Raw genomic sequence first — 21,400 nt, forward strand, 5'->3', positions numbered from 1 at the left:
CGGCGCCAGCCGGCTCCGGACCGCCGCGCTCGCGGCACCCATCGCAGTCGCCGCCGGCGCCTGCACGGACAGAAGGAGAATCCCATGACCATCACCGCCACCGCTGCTCCCACCGCAGCCACCCGTCCCGCCTCCGCGCCCGTCGTCATCGGCACCGTCACCGGGGCCGACGCCGGCGCCGGGGCCGACGCCGGCGCCGGGGCCGGGATGGCCCTCGCGTCCGTCCCGCGGCTCCCGCTGCGCGCGCGACTGCGGGACGAGACCGGGGCGAGCACGGCCGAGTACGCGATCACCGTGCTCGCCGCGTGCGGCTTCGCCGCAGTGCTCGTGGTGCTGCTGAAATCCGGAGAGGTGCGCTCGCTGCTGATGAACGTGATCACCTCGGCGCTCGCGCTGGGTTCGTGAGCACCCGATCGACGAGGTCCCGGCCCCTGGGCACCGGAACCGGCAGGTCCGCACCGTCGGTTTCCGCGCTGTCGGAACCTCCACCGTCGGCTTCCGCGCTGTCGGAACCCGCACCGTCGGGATCTGCGCCGGCGGGATCCGCCTCGGCGGGGGCCGCTCCCTCCTGGCTGCGCCGCCTGCGCGGCGCGGCCAGGAGGGAGGGCGGGGCCACCACGGCCGAGACGGCGATCGTGCTGCCCGTGGTGGTGGTGATGGTGCTCGTGATGGCCGTGGTCGGGGCGGGGATCGGCAGTCGCGTGCAGCTGGAATCCGCCGCACGCTCTGCGGCCCGCGAGCTCGCCCGGGGAGAGGACGCCGCCTCTGCCTCCCGCGCCGCGCGCACCATCGCCGGCCAGAGCGCGCGGGTCTCGATCTCGACCGAGGGCGAATGGGTGAGCGTGCGGGTCCAGCGCACCCTCTCGCTGCCCGGGGGCGCGCTCGGCGGGGCATCCTGGGCGCTCGAGGGCGATGCCACCGCCCGGCGCGAGCCCCATCTGCTGGGCGCCCCGGCTCCGGTCGCAGCGATCGGGCGTGCGCCATGAGAGCCTTCCCCCAGCTGCGCTCAGAGACCGGCTCCGGGGCAGCCGGACTGCTCGCCTGGACGGGAACTCTGAGCGCCCTGCTCGCCGTGCTCGTGCTCGCCGGGCAGGCCCTGCTGGCACAGGCGGCCGCGGATACCGCGGCCGATCTCTCCGCCCTCGCCGGCGCCGATGCGCTCGCAGCCGCGACCGCCGATCCCTGCGCGATCGCCGCCGAGGCCGCGCGGCGCAACGCGGCAGAGCTCAGGGGCTGCACGGTCCAGGGTGCCGACGTGCTCGTGCAGGTGCGCGTCCCGGCCGGGGCACTGCCGCCCGTGCAGGCGCAGGCCCGAGCAGGACCCCCGCCCGCCGGGACCGGGGCGCCCTGATGTCGCGGTCCGAGATCCGCGGGTACCAGATCTCAGGCCCAGGCCGCAGCTTCTCAGTCCATCGTCGCGAGCAGCTCCAGCAGGGCGATCGCTCCGGCCTTCGACAGCGGCTCGTTGCCGTTGCCGCACTTCGGGGAGACCACGCAGGCCGGACAGCCCGCCTCGCAGGAGCATTCCCGGATCATGTCGAGGGTCGCGCGCAGCCAGGCCGCGGCGTCGTCGGCCCCGCGCTCGGCGAAGCCGGCGCCACCCGGGGCGCCGTCGTACACGAAGATCGTCGGCTCGCCGGTGTCCTCGTGATGCGCGGCGGAGACCCCGCCGATGTCCCAGCGGTCGCAGGTCGCCAGCAGCGGGAGCATCGAGATCGCCGCGTGCTCTGCGGCGTGGAGAGCACCGGGAAGGAGCTCCCCTGGGATGTCGTGCGCCTCGGTGAGCGCGCGCGGGATCGTCCACCACACGGACTTGGTGGTGAGGGTGCGCGGCGGCAGATCCAGCGGGTGCTGGCCGAGGACCGCCTGCGTGTAGACGTCGCGCACCTGGTAGCCGGTCACCTGATCGGTGACGTCCACCGTCCCGAAGGACAGCTGGACGCCGTCCTTCCAGGGCGCGGAGCGGTCGGCCTGGCGGATGCGGATCGTGGAGGTCGACTGCGGATGCGTCGAATGCAGGGGGTCCTCGCGGTGCACGAAGGCGACGGCCCGCTCCACATCGAGGTGGTCCACGACGAAGGAGCGTCCCTGATGGAGGTAGACCGCGCCGTCGTGCACCTGGGTGTGGGCGCTGCCCGCATCGACGGTGCCCAGCAGCGCGCCGCTGGAGGCCTCGACGATCCGCACCGGCTCCCCGCCGCTGCCGCGCAGGTCGGTGAGATCGTGGGCGCTCTCCGTCATGGTCCAGTACCAGCCCGTGGGCCGGCGCCGCAGCACTCCGCGGGCGGAGAGAGTGTCCAGCAGCTCCTTCGCGGCCGGGCCGAAGATGCCCTCCTCGCCGTCCCGGATCGGCAGCTCCGCCGCGGCCGCGCACAGGTGCGGGGTCATCACGTACGGGTTCTGCGGATCGAACACGGCGGCCTCCACCTCGCGTCCGAACACCGTCTCGGGGTGGTGGACGACGTAGGTGTCCAGCGGATCCTCGCGGGCGATGAACATCGCCAGCGCTCCGGTGCGCTGCGACCGGCCCGCGCGGCCCGCCTGCTGCCACAGGGAGGCGCGCGTGCCGGGCCAGCCTGCGATCAGCACGGCATCGAGACCGGAGATGTCGATGCCGAGCTCGAGCGCATTGGTCGAGGCGAGCGCGCGCAGCTCGCCGGAGCGCAGCGCGTCCTCCAGCGCCCGCCGCTCCTCGGCCAGATAGCCCCCGCGGTAGGCGGCGACCCGGTTCGCACGGTCGGCGAGCAGGGCGCTGCCGCCCTGCTCCGCCTTCTCGTGCAGGAGCCTGCGCGCCCCGCCCGCCACGAGCTCTGCGCCGCGCCGCGAGCGCGCGAACACGAGGGTCTGAACGTCGGCCGCGACGAGGTCGGCCAGCAGCGCGCCCGCCTCGCTCGTCGCCGAGCGCCGCAATGGCTCTTCCGCGCGCGCGGCTCCCCCGTGCTTCGCGGCAGGTGCCGCGCTCTCGGGCCCGGCTCCACTCGCGCCCTCGCCGGCTCCCGACCCCTTCTCGGCCCTTCCGCCCGTGCTCCCGTTCGCTGCCCCGTCGGCCGGCCGCCCATCGACCACGGCCTTCGTCCCCGGCTCCCACAGCGCGAACGTGAGTCCGGCGCGCGGGGAGCCGTCCTCCGTGACGGCCACGACGTCCTCCCCCACCAGGCGCGACGCCGAGATCTCCGGGTTCGCGGTCGTGGCCGAGGCGAGGATGAACGTGGGCTCAGCGCGGTATGCGGCAGCGATGCGCCGCAGCCGGCGCAGCACCATCGCCACATGGCTGCCGAACACCCCGCGATAGGTGTGGCACTCGTCGATGATCACGTAGCGCAGCGCGCGGAAGAAGCTCGCCCACTGCTCGTGGCCGGGCAGGATCCCGAAGTGGAGCATGTCGGGATTGGTGAGCACGAAGCTCCCGTGCCGGCGGATCCAGCGCCGCTGCTCCGAGGGGGTGTCGCCGTCGTATACGGCGATGCGCGCATCGCGCAGCTCCGCGCCGTCGGCGAGCGCCGCGATGTTCGTCATCTGGTCCGCGGCGAGCGCCTTGGTGGGCGAGAGATACAGGACGGTCGCGCGGCGGGCCGACGGCTCGCGCTCTCGCGCGCTGATCGCGCTGAGCGCGGGCAGCAGGTAGCCCAGCGACTTCCCCGACGCCGTGGCGGTGGCGAGCACGACGTGCTGGCCGTCATGGGCGAGCTGCGCGGCACGGGCCTGATGGATCCAGGGCGCCGTGATGCCGCGATCCGCGAGGTGAGCGCGGATCCGCGGATCCGTCCATTCGGGGAACGGCGCGGTGCGCCCCTCCCGCTGCGGCAGGTGCTCGACGTGCGTGAGGCAGGTGCGCCGGGTCAGGGGCAGGGAGAGGTCCCGCAGCAGGTCGTCCGCTCCGCCAGCACGCACGCGCACACCTCCAGCTCTCCGGGGACGACCCAGCTGCCTCCCGGAGGGGTTCCACGGGGCTGGGGCACAATCGTAGCCATGCCCGACTCCACCCCCTCAGCCGGCTCCAAGCGACTCGCAGCGTCCGATCGCGCCTCCGCTCCGTTGCTCACCGACCCCGCGCTCCTGGCTCGACTGCGCGCGGATCTCCGGAGCGCCGACTACACCGTCGAGCGCGCCGAGGAGGCCCTCGGCACCCTCGCGGCCGACGCCCTGCGCCGCGAGAACCCGATCCCTGCGCGGCTCGCCCTGCGCGGGCGGCGCGATCCGCTCGCGGTGCTGTACTCCCTGTTCACCCTCGGCGCCATCCGGCCCCGAGCGGAAGTCGAGCCGACCCTGCCATCACTCGGAGTCGACGGTGCGATCGCTCTGGGCCTGCTTGCCGCGGCCCCCGCAGGCCCCGGCCACCGCGAGGAGGAGGACGCCGTCCGTGCGCTGGTGGACCTCTCCCCCTACTCCGCCACCGACGACCTGGGAGCGATCTCCTGGTGGATCGCCTCGGACCTCTCGGAGATCGCGACAGGCCGCGCGCTGGAGGGCGAGCACGTACTTGGCGTCGGCGGCGCGTCCCTGACGCTCGCCCGCATCACGCCGCGAGAGCCCGTCGGCCGCGCGCTCGACATCGGCTGCGGCGGCGGGATCCAGGCGCTGCACCTGGCGCGCCATGCAGAGCATGTGGTCGCGACCGATCTCTCGCAGCGCGCTCTCGACTTCGCAGCTTTCAACGCCGCGCTCAACGAGATTGCGCTCGAGCTGCGACAGGGCTCCCTCGCAGAGCCGGTGCACGGGGAGGTCTTCGACCTCATCGTCTCGAATCCGCCGTTCGTCATCACCCCGCGCACGGCGGCGGAGGGGGCGCCTGCCCCAGCGGCAGGGAGCGAGCAGCCCACCGGCGAGCGCTGGACCTATCGCGACGGCGGCCGTGCAGGGGACGCCCTGCTCGGCGAGCTCCTGGCCGACCTCCCCTCGCTGCTCGCGCCCGACGGGCGCGCCGTGATGCTGGCGAACTGGGAGATCAGCGAGGACGATTGGCGCGCGCACCCGGAGGCCTGGCTGCGCCCCGCGGCTGCTGACGGCGTCGACGCCCTCGTCATCCAGCGCGAGAGCGAGGACCCCGCGCAGTACGCCGAGACATGGGCGCGCGATGGCGGCATCACCGTGCGCGACGCCGCGTGGGAGGGCATGCAGGAGGCATGGCTCGCGGACTTCGACTCCCGCGGTGCGCACGCGATCGGCTTCGGCTACATCGCTCTGCACCGGCCCTCGACCCGCCGCCCCGGCATCCTCACCCTCGAGAACGTCGTGACCACCGGCTCCGGCCACCTCGGCGCGCATCTCGCGCAGACGCTCGACCGCATCGACGCGCTCGCGGCACTGCCCGACGAGGAGCTCCTCGCCTCACGCCCGGCGCGCGAGGCCGACGTCATCGAGCGCCGCCACCAGGAGCCCGGCGCCTGGGACCCGATGCTGATCGAGATCGTCCAGGGCGCGGGCTTCGGCCGCACCGTCCCCGCCGACCAGATGCTCGCCGCGGCCGTCGGCGCTCTGGACGGCTCCCTCACCCTCGACCAGACGATCGGCGCGATCTGCGCGCTCACCGACGCCGACCCCGAAGAGGCGAGGGAGCGCCTGCTGCCGAGGATCCGCGAGCTGATCCGCACCGGGGTGCTGCACCTGTGAGCTCCGCCCCGACGCCGGCGCCGAAGCGCACGCTCGCCCACCGCCTCCTGCAACGCCGGCGCCTTGGCGTGCTCGCCGCGCTCTGCCTGCTGGGCGCGGGGATCTGCACGGGAGCGCTCGCTCTGCTCGCCCGGGCCGCCGTCGGCACCGCGCGCGGGCAGCGGCTGGACCAGCTCGTCCTCACGGCCGCGCAGGCGGACACCAGCGCGATCAGCCGCGTCGTCTTCCCGGTCCTGAACACCGTCACCGTGCCGATCGTGCTGGCGCTGCTGGCGCTCGGGGCGGCCGTCGCGCTCATCCGGCGCCGGTACGGGACGCTCGCGCAGATGATCGTGCTGGTGGGAGGGGCGACGGCGAGCACCCAGATCCTCAAGCACCTGCTGCTGGACCGTGCGACTCTCGCCGAGGCGATCGAGCAGACGCCGAACTCCTTCCCCTCAGGCCACACGACGCTCGCGGCGTCGGTCGCGCTCGCCCTCGTGCTCGCGACCCCGCCGCACCTGCGGGGGCTCGTCGCCCTCATCGGCACGTTCTGGGCGGCAGGCGCCGGGGTCGGGACCATGGCGGGCGGCTGGCATCGTCCGAGCGATGTCCTCGGCGCACTGCTCGTGACAGGCGCCTGGGCGCTCCTCGTGCTCGCCGCCGGCGCGCTGCTCGGCGGGGCCGAGTCCGCTCGCCCCGGCAGCGCCGCCCTGGAAGACGGGGCAGTCGCTGAGGAGCAGCCCAACGACGGCGGCGCGAGCACCTCCGCAGCCCTCGCGATCATGGGCGTCGGCGCCGTGATCGTCGGCGTGCTGGGGCTCTCCAGCGTCCCCACGCCCCTGAGCCTGACGAGCGAGTCCGCACAGGCGAGCGCCTACGGCGGGAGCGCCATGGCGATCCTCGGCAGCATGGCACTGCTCACCGCCGCCGTGCTCGCGCTGCGCCTGCCCCGCCCGCACCGGCGCGACCTGCGCTGAATCGCCGGGCCGCTGCGCCGCAGGTCAGGCGCGGCTGCGCGCTCCGCGCATCCGGGGAGCAGTCCCGGTCGGCGCTCGCGGCGACCGTGTACGGTGAGCACGCCGGGGCCCTGGAGCACCGGCGACCGAGCAGAGCAGACAGGACGCAGCAGCGGCGCAGCCGGTGCTCCGTCCGCCGTGGAAGGACGTGTGACGTGGCCGGATCGCGCCATCTGGTGATCGTGGAGTCCCCCGCCAAGGCGAGGACAATCGCCAAGTACCTGGGCGATGACTACGTGGTGGAGGCCAGCGTCGGGCACATCCGCGACATCCCCGTGCCTCGCGACCTGCCGGCGGAGATGAAGAAGGGGCCGTACGGGAAGTTCGGCGTCGATGTCGAGGACGGCTTCGACCCCTACTACATCGTCGACCCCGACAAGAAGAAGAAGGTCGCGGAGCTCAAGCGCCTCCTCAAGGACGCCGACACCCTCTACCTCGCCACCGATGAGGACCGCGAGGGCGAGGCGATCGCCTGGCACCTCCTCGAGACCCTCAAGCCCAAGAAGTCCACGCCCGTGCACCGCATGGTGTTCCACGAGATCACGCGCGATGCGATCCAGAACGCGCTCACCAGCACCCGCGAGATCGACACGCACCTGGTCGACGCACAGGAGACCCGTCGCATCCTCGACCGCCTGGTCGGCTTCGAGCTCTCCCCCGTGCTGTGGCGCAAGATCGGCCCGAGCCTCTCGGCCGGTCGCGTGCAGTCCGTCGCGACCCGCCTCGTGGTGGAGCGCGAGCGCGAGCGCATGGCGTTCGTCGCCGCCGACTACTGGGATGTGACCGGCCGCTTCGCGGGAGAGGACGCCGCGTTCACCGCGCGCATCGCCACCGTGGACGGCGCGCGCGTCGCGAGCGGCTCCGACTTCGCCGACGACGGCACGCTGAAGAAGCGCACCGCCCAGGTCACCGTGCTCACGGAAGAGAGCGCGAACGCGCTGGTCTCCGCCCTGGAGGGCGCAGGCGCCACCGTCACCTCGCTCGACTCGAAGCCGTACACGCGCCGCCCCGCCGCGCCGTTCACGACCTCCTCCCTGCAGCAGGAGGCCTCGCGCAAGCTCCGCCTCGGCGCGCGCCAGGCCATGCGCGTCGCGCAGTCGCTGTACGAGAACGGCTATATCACCTATATGCGCACCGACTCGGTGGCCCTCTCGCAGGAGGCCATCCGGGCATCGCGCGCACAGGCCGCCGATCTCTACGGCAGCCAGTTCGTTCCCGACAAGCCCCGCTTCTACCAGATCAAGTCCCAGGGCGCCCAGGAGGCGCACGAGGCGATCCGCCCCGCCGGGGACCGCTTCCGCACCCCCGCCGAGGTCGCCGGCCAGCTCACGGGCGACGAGTTCCGCCTGTACGAGCTGATCTGGAAGCGCACCGTCGCCTCGCAGATGGCCGACGCGAAGGGCACGACCTCCTCGGTCGAGCTCACCCTCGCGAAGGACGGGCGCACCGCCACCTTCCGCGCCTCCGGCACCGTCATCACCTTCCGCGGCTTCCTCGCCGCGTACGAGGAGGGCCGTGACGCCTCCCGGTACGAGGACTCCGAGGGCGATGAGAAGCGCCTGCCCCAGATGACCGAGGGGCAGAGCCTCGAGGTCCAGGGACTCGTGCCCGACGGGCACTCCACCACCCCGCCCCCGCGCTACACGGAGGCCTCGCTCGTGCGCGCGCTCGAGGAGCGCGGCATCGGCCGCCCCTCGACCTACGCCTCGACCGTCACCACGATCCAGGACCGCGGGTACGTGCTGCGCCGCGGCAGCGCCCTGGTTCCGAGCTGGACCGCCTTCGCGGTGGTGCGGCTGCTGGAGGACCACTTCGGGCCCTTCATCGACTACGACTTCACCGCGCAGATGGAGGCGCAGCTGGACCGCATGGCCCGCGGCGAGCTGGGCCGGCGCGACTACCTGCAGGACTTCTACTACTCCGACGGCACCGGCGCGCCCATCGGCCTGAAGCCCATGGTCGAGGGGCAGGGCGAGATCGACGCCCGCGCGATCAACACCCTGCCGATCGGCGAGGGCATCGACCTGCGCGTGGGCCGCTACGGCGCCTATGTGGAGCGCGCTGCGGTCGACGAGTCGGGTGCTCCGATCGAGGGCGCCGATCCGGTGCGCGCGAGCGTTCCCGATGACATCGCCCCCGACGAGCTCACGGTCGCGAAGGCGAAGGAGCTCCTGGAGCGCCAGAAGGACGACGGCCGCGTGCTCGGCACCGACCCCGAGACCGGCCGCGAGATCATCGCGAAGGACGGCCGCTACGGCCCCTACGTCACCGAGGTCCTCCCCGAGGACCCCGAGGACAAGACCCCGAAGTCGAAGCGCCCGAAGCCCCGCACTGGGTCGCTGCTGCAGTCGATGGATCTGGCGACGGTGACCCTCGAGGATGCGCTGAAGCTGATCTCGCTGCCGCGCGTGGTCGGGGCCGACGAGGACGGCACCGAGATCACCGCGCAGAACGGCCGCTACGGCCCGTACCTCAAGAAGGGCACGGACTCGCGCTCCCTCACCTCCGAGGAGCAGATCTTCTCGATCACGCTCGAGGAGGCGAAGGCGATCTACGCCCAGCCCAAGCAGCGCGGTCGCGCCGCCGCGAAGCCTCCGCTGAAGGAGCTGGGCATCGATCCGACCAGCGAGAAGCCGATCGTGGTCAAGGAGGGCCGCTTCGGCGAGTACATCACCGACGGCACCACCAACGTGACCCTGCGCAAGGACGACTCCCTGGAATCGCTCACGCACGAGATCGCGGTGGAGCGCCTCGCGGAGAAGCGCGCGAAGGGTCCCGCCAAGAAGCCCGCGCGCAAGGCGCCGGCGAAGAAGGCTCCTGCCAAGAAGCCCGCCGCGAAGAAGGCGGCTCCGAAGAAGGCCTGAGGCGAGAAGGCCTGAGGCGCGAGCGCCAGCAGCGACGGGGGCCGGAGCCTTCCGCCTGCCTGCTCCGCCTCTGCCTGTCCGGCCCGGCCGACGCCCCAGCGGCGTCCGTCGGGCCGGACTCATGTGATCGGCGCCGCCCTAGGTCACGACTTGGTCACGAATGTCCGAATCCGTGCTGTGAGGTGCCACCATGTCTCCGGGGGAGGCCTAGCCTTGCCCCACCCCTCGATGGAGAAGGAGACATCATGAGCCGACGCGCTCTGAGCAGGCGCACGCTGATGGCCGGAACGGCCGCAGCTGCAGCGACGGCAGGCCTCACGGGCTGCCTGCAGAACCCCAGCCCCGGAGGATCCGGCGGCGGAGCTGTGAACCGGTACACCGAGGGCGACGTCCCCGGCAGCGGGACCGTCACGATCCTCGGCGCGTTCGGCGGCCAGGAGCAGGAGGCCTTCGAGGCCTCCCTGGCTGCGTTCCAGAAGGAATCCGGGATCACGATCCAGTACACCCCGGATCAGGACTTCACCACCACGATCCAGCAGCGCGTCGGCGCGGGCGACGCCCCCGACATCGCGCTGTTCCCGCAGCCGGGCGGCCTGTTCGACCTGGCGGAGAACGTCACGCCGATCGATGTCTTCCTGGACTACGACCAGCTGAACTCCACGCTGATCCCCGGCTTCCTCGACTCCGCGCGCCTGCAGGGCCGCGTCATGGGCGCGCCCATGCGCATGGCCTGCAAGTCGCTCATCTGGTACCCGAAGGCTGCCTACGACGCCGCCGGCTACTCGACGAGCCCGGCCACCATGCAGGAGCTGATCGGCATCGGCGATCAGATCAAGGCCTCGGGCATCACCCCGTGGTCCGACACCTGGGGCTCCGACCAGGCCACCGGCTGGGTGGGCACCGACTGGATCGAGGAGTACATGCTCCGCGTCCACGGCCCGGACGTCTACGACGACTGGACCTCCCACCGCATCCCCTTCAACGATGAGCGCGTGGTGCAGGTCTTCGACCTCGTCGGCGAGCTGCTGAAGACCGAGGGCAACGTGCTCGGCGGCGTGGACACGATGATCAACACCCCGTTCTCCGAGGCTCCCCTGCCCCTGTTCGAGAACCCCCCGCGCGCCATGCTCGTGCGCCAGGGCAACTTCGTCACCGGCTTCTTCCCCGAGGACGTCCTGGCGAACATCGACACCGAGGTCGGCGTGTACGCGATGCCGACCTGGGAGGGCGGCTTCGAGGGCCAGCCCATCCTCGGCGGCGGCGACCTGGCAGCGCTCTTCAACCTCAACGACGACTCGGCGAAGGTCATGGCGTTCCTGACCTCCGACAAGTTCGGCGCCGAGTGGGCGAAGGCCGGTGGCTGGCTCAGCCCTCACAAGACCTTCCCGCAGGAGAACTACGCCGACGAGACGACCCGCAGCATCGCGAAGATCGCTTCCGAGGCCGCCGTGTTCCGCTACGACGGCTCGGACCTCATGCCGAACGCAGTCGGCGGCGGCACCTTCTGGACCAACATGGTCGAGTGGCTGCAGGGCACCAAGACCTCGCAGCAGGCCTGCGACGCCATCGAGGCGAGCTGGCCGGCATGAGCACCGCCGCGACCTCCCCCCAGACCTCGACGGGTCCCTCGGCCGGCGCGCCGACGGAGCTGAACGAGAAGGCAGGCTCGCCGGCGCGTCCGGTGCGCGTGCTGGTGGGCGCGGTCGGCATGGTCGTCACGGCCTGGCTCGTGTGCAATGCCTTCCTCGCCTTCGCCTACTACCCGGGGTGGTTCTTCAACTCGGGCATCCTCATCGGACTGCTGGGCCTCATCGTGGGCATCGGCGGCTCGCTGCTGTTCTTCTACTTCCTGAACGTGTGCATCGAGGGCTTCCCGTCGCGCCTGGCCGAGGGATTCATCCCCTACGCCTTCCTGCTGCCGGGCTTCGCCCTGATCGCGCTGCTGCTGCTCTACCCGACGGTGCAGACGATCGTGTACTCCTTCGCGAACGATGACTCGACCGACTGGGTCGGTCTCCAGAACTACCGGGCGATCTTCGGCGATTCGGCCTTCTGGTCGGCGCTGCTGAACAACTTCCTGTGGATCCTCATCGTGCCGGTCACGACGGTCGCCATCGGCCTCGCGGTCGCGGTCTTCGCCGACAAGCTCAGCCCGCAGGGGGAGAAGTTCTCGAAGTCGGGGATCTTCCTGCCGATGGCCATCAGCTTCGTCGGCGCGGCCACCATCTGGGGTCTCGTCTACGCCTACAAGGCGCCGGGCGAGTCGCAGATCGGTCTGCTGAACGCGATCGTGCAGGGCCTCGGCGGCACTCCGCAGGCCTGGTTCCAGATGGAGACCATGCGCCTGAACTCGATCTTCCTCATGGTGATCCTGATCTGGCTGCAGGCGGGCTTCGCCATGGTGCTGCTCTCGTCGGCCATCAAGGGCGTCCCGGAGGACACCATCGAGGCCGGCCGCATGGACGGCGCGAGCGAGGTGCGCATCTTCTGGAGCGTCATCTTCCCGCAGGTCTGGCCGACCCTCGTCTCGGTGTTCATCACCGTGCTGATCATGGTGCTGAAGGTCTTCGATCTCGTCTACGTCACCACCAACGGCCTGTACAACACCGACGTCATCGCGAACATGTTCTACCGCAAGGCGTTCGTGTCGCAGCAGGCCGGCCAGGCCGCAGCCGTCGTCGTGGTGCTGCTGCTGCTGGTCACCCCGATCCTCATCTACCAGGTGCGGGTCTTCCGCCAGCAGGAGGCGAACCGTTGATGGGCATTATGAAAGACGGACGGCGCCGTTCTCTCGCCGCCATGATCACGATGCCGATCCTCGTCATCCTGTGGTCGATCCCGACGCTCGGCCTCCTGGTCACGAGCTTCCGCACCCGCGAAGCCGCGGCCACTTCCGGCTGGTGGACCTCGCTGTGGAACGGCGGCTGGACGCTCAGCAACTACGAGGCGCTGCTCAGCGGCTCCATGGGCACCTCGCTCATCAACTCGGTCGTCGTGGCGATCCCCGCCACGGTGCTCCCGATCATGTTCGCGGCCTTCGCGGCCTACGCGTTCACGTTCATCGAGTTCAAGGGCAAGGACCTGCTCTTCATCCTGATCGTGGCCCTGATGGTGGTCCCCATCCAGGTCGCCTTCCAGCCGATGCTCGACTTCTTCGGCCCCCGGGGCCTCGGCATCAACGGCCAGTTCGTCGCCGTGTGGATCCTCCACACCGGCTTCGGCATGCCGCTCGCGATCTACACGTTCCGCAACTACATGGCCTCTCTCCCCCACTCCGTGGTGGAGAGCGCGAAGATCGACGGCGCCTCGCACTTCCAGACGTTCTGGCGCCTGGTCGCTCCGATGAGCTCCCCGGCGATCGCCGCGTTCGCGACCCTGCAGTTCCTGTGGGTGTGGAACGACCTGCTCATCGCGAAGCTGTTCCTCGGCGGCGGCGCCAACCGCACCGTCATCGTGGATCTGCAGCAGATGCTCGGCACCCAGGGCCAGGGTCAGGAGATCCTGACCGCCGGCGCGTTCCTGTCGATGATCATCCCGATGATCGTCTTCTTCTCGCTCCAGCGCTTCCTGGTGCGCGGCATGACCTCCGGTGCGGTGAAGGGCTGACGCCCTCGCGGGCTCTGCCCGCCGCACGGGACCTCGAGAGCCCCGCTCCTGCCACGGCAGGGGCGGGGCTCTCCCCATGCAGATGCCCGCCCCGGTCGATTGTCGGGAGGGGCGGCTAGATTGGTGGGCATGACGAGCGACTCCACCGCCCGCGAGACCCTGCGCCTGCCGGCAGCGGAGGTCCCGGATCCCGCCTCCGCGCCCGCCCTGCGCTGGGCGGTGATCTCCCCCGGCGGCATCGCCGGCAAGTTCACGCACTCGCTGCACGCGGCGACGGCGTCGCGCGTCGTGGCCGTGGCCTCCCGGTCCGCGGATCGCGCCGCCGCCTTCGCCGCCGAGCACGGCATCGACACCTCGTACGGGTCGGTCTCCGAGATGCTCGCGGCCGGCGGCTTCGAGGTCGTCTACATCGCCTCGCCCCACGCGCAGCACGTCGACCTCGCGCGCGAGGTGCTGCGCGCCGGCTTCCCGGCGCTGGTGGAGAAGGCGTTCACCCTGAACGCCGAGCAGGCGCGAGAGCTGATGGATCTCGCCCGCGAGCGCTCGCTCTTCCTCATGGAGGCGATGTGGTCGCGCTTCCTCCCCCAGTACGCCGTGCTCCGCGGGGTCATCGCGAGCGGCATGCTCGGCGAGGTCGTGAGCGTGCGCGCGAGCCACGGGCAGTCCTTCCTCTTCGATCCCGCCCACCGCCTCTTCGATCCGGAGCTCGGCGGGGGAGCGCTGCTGGACCTCGGCGTCTACCCGATCTCCCTCGCGCAGATGGTGCTCGGCGACCTCGCCGATCTGCAGGTGCTGGGCTCCCTCACCGCGACAGGGGTCGATGAGACCCTCGGGCTGCTGGCGCGCGGATCCGCTCCTGTCGGCCGCAGCGAGGACTCCGCCGAATCCAGCACTGACTCCGCCGGTGCGGGCACCGGCTCCGCCGATGCGGGGGCCGGCTCTCCCGCCGGCTCCCCGGGCATCGCGATCCTCGAGACCACGCTGCGCGCCCGCTCCCTCAACGACGCGACCGTCGTCGGCACGGCGGGGCGCGCCCACCTCCGGGAGACCTTCTACGCGCCGACCTCCCTGCACATCGAGCTCGAGGACGGCCGCAGCGCGGCCGTCGAGCACCCCGGCGATCCCGAGCTCGCGATGGCCTTCGAAGCCGCCGAGACCGCGCGCTGCATCGCGGCGGGCGCCCTCGAGTCACCGCTGATGACGTGGGCCGACACCCTCTCCGTCCTCGAGACGATGGACGAGGTCCGCGCCCGTCTCGGCATCACCTATCCCTCGGAGCAGGAGCACCAGTCATGAGCCCGTTCTCCACCGGAGCCCACTCCCTGCGGGTGCCGAGCCCCCACGCTGCCCGCCGCGGCCTGTTCCTCTCCTTCGAGGGAGGCGACGGCGCCGGGAAGTCCACCCAGATGGCGCTCCTGCGCGAGCACCTCGTGAAGGAGCGCAGCGTCTCGGAGGACCTCGTCCTCACCACGCGGGAGCCCGGGGGGACGCCGATGGGAGCGCAGCTGCGCGAGCTGGTCCTCCACGGCGACCACATGAGCCCGCGCACCGAAGCGCTGCTCTACACCGCCGACCGCGCGCACCACATCGACACCGTGGTGCGCCCGCACCTGGAGCGCGGGGGTCTGGTCCTCGCCGACCGCTACGTCGACTCCTCCGTCGCATACCAGGGGGCCGGCCGCGAGCTGGAGCCCGAGCAGGTCGCCGCGCTGAACCTCTGGGCGACCGGCGGCATCATGCCCCACCGCACGATCCTGCTGGATCTCGCACCCGAGGCGCTCGAGGAGCGCCGCCCGGCGGAGAGCCTGGACCGCCTGGAGCGGGCGGGGCGCGACTTCCACCGCGCCGTGCGCAAGGAGTTCCTGGGGCTCGCAGCGGCGGAGCCCGAGCGCTTCGTGGTCATCGACGCCTCGCAGCCCCGGGAGTCGATCCACGCGCAGATCGTCGACGCGCTCAGCGAGGAGCTGTCGGCGTTCGACCCCACCTTCGAGCAGACGGTCGCCGCGCGCCCGCCCTCGGAGGAGCGGTGAGCGCGGGGCCGTCGGCGCCGCCCGGCCCAGGAGGCGTCTGGGACGATGTCGTCGGCCAGGACGAGGCCGTCGCCCAGTTCCGCCGCGCCGCGTCCCCGGAGGGCTCGCTCGCGCAGGCGTGGCTGATCACGGGCCCGCCCGGATCGGGGCGATCGACGGCCGCGCGCGCCTTCGCCGCGACCCTCCAGTGCGAGACGGGGACGGGCTGCGGGCACTGCCGCGCCTGCCGGACCGTCCTCCCGGGCACCCACCCGGACGTCACGCTCGTCGCCACCGACAAGCTCTCCATCTCGAAGGAGGAGGTGCGCTCGCTGGTGATGACCGCGCAGCGCTCCCCCGCCACGGGCCGCCACCGCGTGATCATCATCGAGGATGCCGATCGCATGAGCGCGGGCACCTTCAACGTGCTGCTGAAGTCGATCGAGGAGCCCCCGCCGGCGACCGTCTGGATGCTGTGCGCGCCGTCGGCCGAGGATCTCGCGCCGACGATCCGCTCCCGCTGCCGCGTGGTCTCCCTCGCCGTCCCGCCCTCCGCGGTGGTCGCCGCGCTGCTGGAGCGGCGCGACGGCGTCGATCCCGATCTCGCGCAGCGCGCCGCTCGTGCCGCGCAGGGGCACATCGGTCTCGCCCTGCGCTATGCGACCGCCGATGGGGCGCTGGCTGCCCGCGAGGAGTCGGCGCGCACGATCCTGTCCCTGCATTCCTCCGGTCAGGCGGTCCTCGCCGCGGGCGCCCTGGTCGAGCAGGCCACGGCCGAGGCGAAGGCCCACGCCGACGAGGTCGCCGCCGAGGAGAAGGCGCGGTTCCTGCGCTCAGCCGGGATCGAAGGCGCCACGGTGCCGCCGGCCCTGCGCAGCCAGGTCAAGCAGCTGGACGACGATGCGAAGCGCCGCCAGACCCGTCTGGTGCGGGACGTGCTGGACCGCTACCTGCTGGACGTGCACTCGGTGTGGCGCGATGTGCTGACCCTGCAGCTGGGCTCGGGCAGCGAGCTGGTGAACCCGGGGGTGCGGGAGCATCTGGACTCCGCGGCCGCCGCCGGGTCGCCCGAGCGCTCGCTCGGGCTGCTCGATGCGGTCCAGCAGGCCCGCACGCGCATCGCGGGGAACGTGCCCCCGCTGCTGGCGATCGAGGCGCTCCTGGCCCGGATCGCCGTGGAGGCCTGAGCTCAGGCCTCGGCCTTCTCGGCCGGCTCGTCCGGCTCGGTTTTCTCCTGCTCGGCCGGCTCGGCCTTCTCGTCCGGCTCGGTCTTCTCCTGCTCGGGAGTCTCAGCGACAGGCGCCTCGGGAGCCGATGCCTCCGGGGCGTCCGCGGGAACAGCCGACTCGGCCTCCGAGGTCTCATCGGTGCCAGCCGCCTCAGCCTCCGGCACGAGCGGCTCGTACTCGACCTCGAGATCGTCGACGACGACGCCCTCGGCCGCCTTCGCGAACTCGCTGGGGCCTTCGTCGCGGCCGGTCTCGGAGTGCGAGCCGCAGCCGTACTGCAGGCTGACGACGCGGCCGTCGGCCGGGGACCACTCGTTCGTGCACACGCCGAACTCGGTGCGCAGCGACCCTGCCATCAGCGTGAGGAAGCCGCAGCTCGCGCAGCTCGCGGAGATGGTGCCCTTGCGACCGCGCGAGGAGATCTCCCGGGGACCGAAGTCGCTGCCGATCCAGCGCTCCGCGGCCTCGGCCCGTCCGAGCGGCGAGAGCACGCGCGCGCGCCCGAGCCCCAGCTCCCAGATCGCGAGGCGGTCGGCCTCGGCGTCATCGGTCTGCTCGTAGCTCTCTTCGAGCCGCTCGTCGAACTCCTTGTACGGGAGCAGGTCGTCAGCGCCCACGTCGGAGGGGCGCAGGCGGTCCTCCCACGGCTCCCAGTCGGGAGCGAGCAGCGCGCCGTCCCCCGGCAGGAGGGTCGTCTCGCACACCGTGGCGGCCTTCGCGCGCGGCGCGCGCGCGACGACCACGTGCCAGGCCCAGCCGCGATACCCGGCCATCTCGCACGCGAACATGTGCGTGACCAGGCGCTCCCCGGAGTTCAGGACCCCGAGGTGCTCACCGACCTGCCCGGGCTCGGTCGTCTCCAGCAGGGCCTCGCGCGCGAGCTCCACGGCAGCGGCGCTCACCGCATCGAGCTTGGGGCGGGAGGTGCGGGGACGGCCGGCGGTATCGGCCTCGACGGGGAGCGTCATGCGGGGGATGTCCTCAGGACTCGAAGTTGTCGGCGACGCCGCGGAGCACCGTGGCGATCTTCTGGGAGTGGCCGCGGTCGGGGTAGCGGCCCTGACGCAGGCCGTTGCCCGCGTCATCGAGCAGGCGGATCAGGTCCTCGACCATCCCGGCCATGTCCTCGGGCTTGGGGCGGCGAGCGCGCACCACCGACGGCGCGGGCTCGAGCAGGCGCAGCGAGAGCACCTGCGGGCCGCGGCGGCTGTCGGCGATGTCGAAGTCGACCTTCTGGCCGGGTCGCAGCGCGGGGACGTCATCCGGGAGGGTGGAGGCGTGCACGTAGACGCTCTCGCCGGTCTCGTCGTCGAGCACGAAGCCGAAGCCCTTCTCGGAGTCGTAGAACTTCACCTTGCCTCGGGGCACGCTGATCCCTGTCCTTCACCTGGTCGTCATGCGACGAGTCGCCGATGAGGCGCGGCTCCGGACCGGAGCCTGTCGCGACCGCCCAGTCTACCGTGCCCCCTGCCCTCGCGCTCAGCGGGAGCGGGGCCTGCGCGCGCTGTCCCGTCGGCGCTCCGCGGGGATCTCGATCCGCGGCGGGGCCGACGGCGACGCCCCTGTCGCATCCGCGCTGCGGGCCGCGTCGGCGGCCGTGTCGGCAGGCGCGAGTCCCAGCCCGCGCAGCGTGTGCTCGATGAGCATGGCGGTGAAGCCCCAGACGAAGCAGCCGCCCTCGAGGTCGAAGACGGGGCCGACGGCCTCCCCGTCGAACGTGCCGAGGAAGCGGCAGGCGGGATCGGTGAGCGATCCCGGGCCGCACAGCAGCGGGGTCTCGATGCGCTCGACCTCGAAGGGATCCGCGCGGTGCAGCGACGGGAGGGTCGGCGCCCAGGCGAGGACGGGGTGGACGGCTTGGCTGCGCCAGGGCAGGGCGATCGGGGCGAAGGCGCCGAGCACGCGCACCGCCTCGGGCTTCAGGCCGATCTCCTCGCGCGCCTCCCGCAGGGCCGTCTGGCACGGGTCGGCGTCCCCCGGCTCCATGCCGCCGCCGGGCAGCGCGAACTGGCCGGGCTGGGAGCGCATGCGGTGGCCGCGCTCCTCGATCACGAGCCGCGCCTCCTGCGGGGTGCGCCCGGCGATGAGGAGCAGGACCGCGCTGCGGCGGGGGTCCCAGTCCTCAGGCACCGGGCGCAGCGCCTCGCCGAGGCGGTCGTCGCCGGCGGCGGCGCGCGCGGCGAGCCCGTGCAGGAAGGGCGGCAGGGGCTCGTCCTCGAGCACCCCGCGTGCGGCCGACGGGCCCGGTCCCGCGGGATCCGCAGGCCCCGTGGGACCCAGCGGCTGCGCGCCGCTCATGCCTCGATCCCGATCGCGCGCAGGGGCTCGGGCCCGACCAGGGGCTCCACGGCCGAGGGGCAGAGCGGATTCAGAGGGCACTGCGCGCAGTGCGGCGAGCGCGCCGTGCACAGCGTGCGTCCATGCAGGATCAGCCGCAGCGAGAGCGCGGTGAGGGAGCGCTGCGGGGCGCGGGCGGGCAGGTCGAGCGCGGCGCAGGACTCCTCGACCCGCCGCGCGACGTCCGTCTCCACGCGCACGGGGTCGCTCGCCTCGGTCCAGCCCAGACGCCTGCTGACGCGCCCCACGTGGGTGTCGACGGCCAGCAGGGAGCGGCCGAACCAGACCCCGCGCAGCACGTAGGCGGTCTTCCGGCCCACCCCGGGCAGCGCCTCGAGGGCCGCCTGGTCGTCCGGCACCTCTCCCCCATGGTCGCGCAGGAGCGCCTGGGCGAGGCCGACGATGCGCGAGGCGCGCGTCGGCCCCATGCCGAGCGGGCGCACGACGTCCTCCACCTCGGCGGGATCGGCGGCGGCGAGCGAGGCCGGATCGGGCCAGCGCGAGAAGAGCTCCGGAGTCAGGGAGTTCACGCGCACGTCGGTCGTCTGGGCGCTCAGCACGGTGGCGACCAGCAGCTCGAAGGCGTCGGAGTGCTCCAGAGCGGTGCGGGCATCCGGGTGTATCGCGGCGAGCCGGTCGATCACCTCGAGCGTCGCCCGGGCGCGGTCCTGACTGCTCATGTGCACGCTCCGACTCCTCCTCGACTGGCGCCGACCACTGCGCTCCGCGTCTCCGTGCCGTAGCATCGGATGCGCCTGCTCGTCTCCAGCAGGCGCGGATCGTGACACCTGCCACCCGGCGCCCGCGGAATACGTCACAATGGAGGACAACGCTTCGGTCCCGTGCCATCGGGATCACTGATACCTGGAGGTTCCGTGGACGAGAACATCGTACGTTCATCCCCGCTCTTCGCCGCGCTCGACGACGACGGCAAGCAGGCCGTGCTCGGCTCGATGTCCCAGGAGGACTACCACCGCGGGGCGATCATCTTCCGCGAGGGCGACCAGGGCGATCGCCTCTTCATCATCGGCACCGGCAAGGTGAAGGTCGGCCACGCCTCGGGCGACGGCCGCGAGAACCTGCTCGCCGTGCTCGGCCCGGGCGAGACGCTCGGCGAGCTCTCCCTGTTCGATCCGGCCCCGCGCAACGCGACGGCCACGGCCGTGGCCGAGTCGACCCTCTACTCGCTCTCGCAGCAGGATCTCTACCGGGTCCTGTCGCAGCGTCCCGAGGTGGCCCGCCACCTCCTCGCGTCGCTGGCACGCCGCCTGCGCAAGACCAACGAGTCCCTCGCGGATCTGGTCTTCGCCGACGTCCCCGGCCGCGTCGCGAAGAACCTGCTCGATCTCGCGCAGCGCTTCGGCCGTCAGACCGACGACGGCGTGATGGTCTCCCACGGCCTCACCCAGGAGGAGCTCGCGCAGCTCGTCGGCGCCTCCCGCGAGACCGTCAACAAGGCGCTCGCGGACTTCGCCTCGCGCGGCTGGATCCGCCTGGAGGCCCGCGCCGTGCTGCTCATCGACGTGGAGCGCCTGCGCCGCCGCGCGCGCTGATCATCCCCGGGCGCCGCGCGCGCCTGCTCTCGAGAGGCCCCTGCCGGATCCCGGCAGGGGCCTCTCGCGCACCCGGGGCGGGAGCAGCTGCCGTGCGTCATTCCTCTCGCGCATCTGCGGCAGGGTGCTCAGCCCGAGGCGCTCATCCCGTGCCGCTCACTCCCGCGCGAGGTGGCGCAGGATCGCGCGCAGGTTCTCCTCGGCCGCGGGACGCAGGCCTGCCGACAGGTCCGGCCCGTAGACCGCGGGCAGCAGCGTTTCGAGCGTGAGGAGACCCTTCGCCCGCGCGCGGCGCACCTGCGCGATGCGCTCCTCGCGATGCGCGATCTGCTGCTCGATCGCGTCGAGAGCAGCGAGCGGATCCTCGTACGGATCCCCGTGGCCGGGATGGATCGAGGAGATGCGGCCGTCGATCGCCATCGCCCGCAGGACCGCGAGGGACTGGAGATGCTCGGTGACATCGCCGTCCGGCGGGGAGATCACCGTGCTCGAGCCGCCGCCGAGGAGCGTGTCGCCGGTGAGCATGAGACCGCCGGCGACGAGCAGGCCGAGGGAGTCCGCGGTGTGCCCCGGGAGGTGGATGACATGGCCGATCGTGCCGTTGTCCCCGTGGATCACCGCCGGAGGTGTCACCGCCCCGGGCAGTGCGGCGCGATCCTCGGCCCACAGGGGGACGGGATGCCCGGTGCGGTTCTCGAGCTGGCGGCGCAGGGTCCCCGCCCCGGCGGAGTGATCGGCGTGCCGGTGCGTGACGAGGACGCCCACGCACCTCGGCGCCGCTCCCCCGCTCACCCCGGCAAGGCCGCACGCGCGCAGCACGGCGGCCAGGTGCCCGGCATCGAGGGGCCCCGGATCGACCACTGCGCACTGCGCACCGTCGCGCAGCACGTAGGTGCGCGTGCCGGTCAGCGTCATCGGACCGGGGTTGTCGGCGCGGACGTCGATCAGCTCGACCGGGGCCGCGGCCGGGTCCCGGTCGGATCCGGGCACGGGCTCCATCAGGCGTCCTGGAGAGGGCGCTTCAGGTAGGCGACGAGGGACTCGGGGTTCGGGCCGGGCACGACCTGCACCAGCTCCCAGCCCTCCGACCCGTAGTTGTCGAGGATCTGCTTGGTGGCGTGGATCAGGAGGGGGACGGTCAGGTATTCGAAGCGCGTCATGGTCGTCATGCCGCGAGCCTACCGGGGCCGCTCC

The 21,400-nt window shown here is 72.4% G+C and carries 20 protein-coding genes; 13 read left to right on the forward strand and 7 right to left on the reverse strand.

What is annotated here, in order from left to right:
* The first annotated feature begins 84 nt into the window (after positions 1–84).
* The 3 genes from Bequi_RS03285 (at position 85) to Bequi_RS03295 (ending at position 1,351) form a co-directional block, all read left to right on the forward strand.
* On the forward strand, positions 85–405 hold the full coding sequence (locus Bequi_RS03285; RefSeq protein ID WP_249736516.1) for a DUF4244 domain-containing protein: 321 nt from the start codon (positions 85–87) through the stop codon (positions 403–405).
* A 176-nt stretch (positions 406–581) separates the two neighbouring features.
* Positions 582–986 (forward strand): TadE family type IV pilus minor pilin, encoded by a 405-nt coding sequence (locus Bequi_RS03290; protein ID WP_283774663.1) that lies wholly within the window; start codon positions 582–584, stop codon positions 984–986.
* A complete protein-coding gene (locus Bequi_RS03295; protein ID WP_249736518.1) occupies positions 983–1,351 on the forward strand; it encodes an Rv3654c family TadE-like protein in 369 nt (122 codons plus the stop codon). Before Bequi_RS03290 ends, Bequi_RS03295 begins: the two co-directional genes overlap by 4 nt.
* Before the next feature lie 53 nt (positions 1,352–1,404).
* On the opposite strand, the gene Bequi_RS03300 is transcribed toward Bequi_RS03295, so the two are convergent.
* Positions 1,405–3,891 carry a DEAD/DEAH box helicase gene (locus Bequi_RS03300; protein WP_249736519.1) on the reverse strand — a complete coding sequence of 829 codons (2,487 nt, stop codon included), beginning with the start codon at positions 3,889–3,891 and terminating at the stop codon, positions 1,405–1,407.
* A gap of 78 nt (positions 3,892–3,969) precedes the next feature.
* Between Bequi_RS03300 and Bequi_RS03305 the strand changes: the two genes are divergently transcribed.
* From Bequi_RS03305 to Bequi_RS03345, 9 genes are all read left to right on the forward strand, one after another.
* Positions 3,970–5,610, forward strand: coding sequence for a DUF7059 domain-containing protein (locus tag Bequi_RS03305; protein ID WP_249736520.1), 1,641 nt, complete (start codon positions 3,970–3,972; stop codon positions 5,608–5,610).
* The gene (locus Bequi_RS03310) at positions 5,607–6,569 is read left to right on the forward strand and encodes a phosphatase PAP2 family protein (protein ID WP_249736521.1); all 963 of its coding nucleotides are present in this window, start codon (positions 5,607–5,609) and stop codon (positions 6,567–6,569) included. Before Bequi_RS03305 ends, Bequi_RS03310 begins: the two co-directional genes overlap by 4 nt.
* A 194-nt stretch (positions 6,570–6,763) precedes the next feature.
* The gene (gene topA, locus Bequi_RS03315) at positions 6,764–9,472 is read left to right on the forward strand and encodes a type I DNA topoisomerase (protein ID WP_249736522.1); all 2,709 of its coding nucleotides are present in this window, start codon (positions 6,764–6,766) and stop codon (positions 9,470–9,472) included.
* A gap of 245 nt (positions 9,473–9,717) precedes the next feature.
* Positions 9,718–11,061, forward strand: coding sequence for an ABC transporter substrate-binding protein (locus tag Bequi_RS03320; RefSeq protein ID WP_249736523.1), 1,344 nt, complete (start codon positions 9,718–9,720; stop codon positions 11,059–11,061).
* Positions 11,058–12,230 (forward strand): carbohydrate ABC transporter permease, encoded by a 1,173-nt coding sequence (locus tag Bequi_RS03325; protein ID WP_249736524.1) that lies wholly within the window; start codon positions 11,058–11,060, stop codon positions 12,228–12,230. The genes Bequi_RS03320 and Bequi_RS03325 overlap by 4 nt, the downstream gene beginning before the upstream one ends.
* Positions 12,230–13,078, forward strand: coding sequence for a carbohydrate ABC transporter permease (locus tag Bequi_RS03330; RefSeq protein WP_249736525.1), 849 nt, complete (start codon positions 12,230–12,232; stop codon positions 13,076–13,078). Before Bequi_RS03325 ends, Bequi_RS03330 begins: the two co-directional genes overlap by 1 nt.
* Before the next feature lie 129 nt (positions 13,079–13,207).
* Complete coding sequence (locus Bequi_RS03335; RefSeq protein WP_249736526.1) at positions 13,208–14,374, forward strand: Gfo/Idh/MocA family protein; 1,167 nt, start codon at positions 13,208–13,210, stop codon at positions 14,372–14,374.
* Entirely contained in the window at positions 14,371–15,108 is a 738-nt protein-coding gene (gene tmk / locus Bequi_RS03340; RefSeq protein ID WP_249736527.1) for a dTMP kinase, read from the forward strand. Before Bequi_RS03335 ends, tmk begins: the two co-directional genes overlap by 4 nt.
* The gene (locus Bequi_RS03345) at positions 15,105–16,274 is read left to right on the forward strand and encodes a DNA polymerase III subunit delta' (RefSeq protein ID WP_249736528.1); all 1,170 of its coding nucleotides are present in this window, start codon (positions 15,105–15,107) and stop codon (positions 16,272–16,274) included. The genes tmk and Bequi_RS03345 overlap by 4 nt, the downstream gene beginning before the upstream one ends.
* 2 nt (positions 16,275–16,276) lie before the next feature.
* Here the strand turns inward: Bequi_RS03345 and Bequi_RS03350 are convergent, their stop codons facing one another.
* The 4 genes from Bequi_RS03350 to Bequi_RS03365 all read right to left on the reverse strand — a co-directional run bounded on the left by Bequi_RS03350 (position 16,277) and on the right by Bequi_RS03365 (position 19,333).
* A complete protein-coding gene (locus Bequi_RS03350) occupies positions 16,277–17,284 on the reverse strand; it encodes a DUF3027 domain-containing protein (protein ID WP_249736529.1) in 1,008 nt (335 codons plus the stop codon).
* 13 nt (positions 17,285–17,297) lie between these two features.
* Positions 17,298–17,684 carry a cold-shock protein gene (locus Bequi_RS03355; RefSeq protein WP_249736530.1) on the reverse strand — a complete coding sequence of 129 codons (387 nt, stop codon included), beginning with the start codon at positions 17,682–17,684 and terminating at the stop codon, positions 17,298–17,300.
* A gap of 111 nt (positions 17,685–17,795) precedes the next feature.
* Positions 17,796–18,614: an NUDIX hydrolase gene (locus Bequi_RS03360; protein WP_249736531.1), complete on the reverse strand. Its 819-nt coding sequence runs from the start codon at positions 18,612–18,614 to the stop codon at positions 17,796–17,798.
* Positions 18,611–19,333, reverse strand: a complete 723-nt coding sequence (locus Bequi_RS03365) for an endonuclease III domain-containing protein (RefSeq protein ID WP_249736532.1) — start codon at positions 19,331–19,333, stop codon at positions 18,611–18,613. Before Bequi_RS03365 ends, Bequi_RS03360 begins: the two co-directional genes overlap by 4 nt.
* A 195-nt stretch (positions 19,334–19,528) precedes the next feature.
* Between Bequi_RS03365 and Bequi_RS03370 the strand changes: the two genes are divergently transcribed.
* Entirely contained in the window at positions 19,529–20,206 is a 678-nt protein-coding gene (locus Bequi_RS03370; protein WP_249736533.1) for a Crp/Fnr family transcriptional regulator, read from the forward strand.
* A gap of 156 nt (positions 20,207–20,362) precedes the next feature.
* Here Bequi_RS03370 and Bequi_RS03375 read toward each other — a convergent pair whose 3' ends face one another.
* Both Bequi_RS03375 and sp36 read right to left on the reverse strand, forming a co-directional pair.
* Positions 20,363–21,205: an MBL fold metallo-hydrolase gene (locus tag Bequi_RS03375; RefSeq protein ID WP_249736534.1), complete on the reverse strand. Its 843-nt coding sequence runs from the start codon at positions 21,203–21,205 to the stop codon at positions 20,363–20,365.
* Positions 21,205–21,375, reverse strand: a complete 171-nt coding sequence (gene sp36, locus Bequi_RS03380) for a Sp36 family protein (RefSeq protein ID WP_249736535.1) — start codon at positions 21,373–21,375, stop codon at positions 21,205–21,207. Before sp36 ends, Bequi_RS03375 begins: the two co-directional genes overlap by 1 nt.
* Positions 21,376–21,400 lie beyond the last annotated feature (25 nt).

The sequence above is a fragment of the Brachybacterium equifaecis genome (assembly GCF_023509525.1).
GTDB lineage: Bacteria > Actinomycetota > Actinomycetes > Actinomycetales > Dermabacteraceae > Brachybacterium > Brachybacterium equifaecis.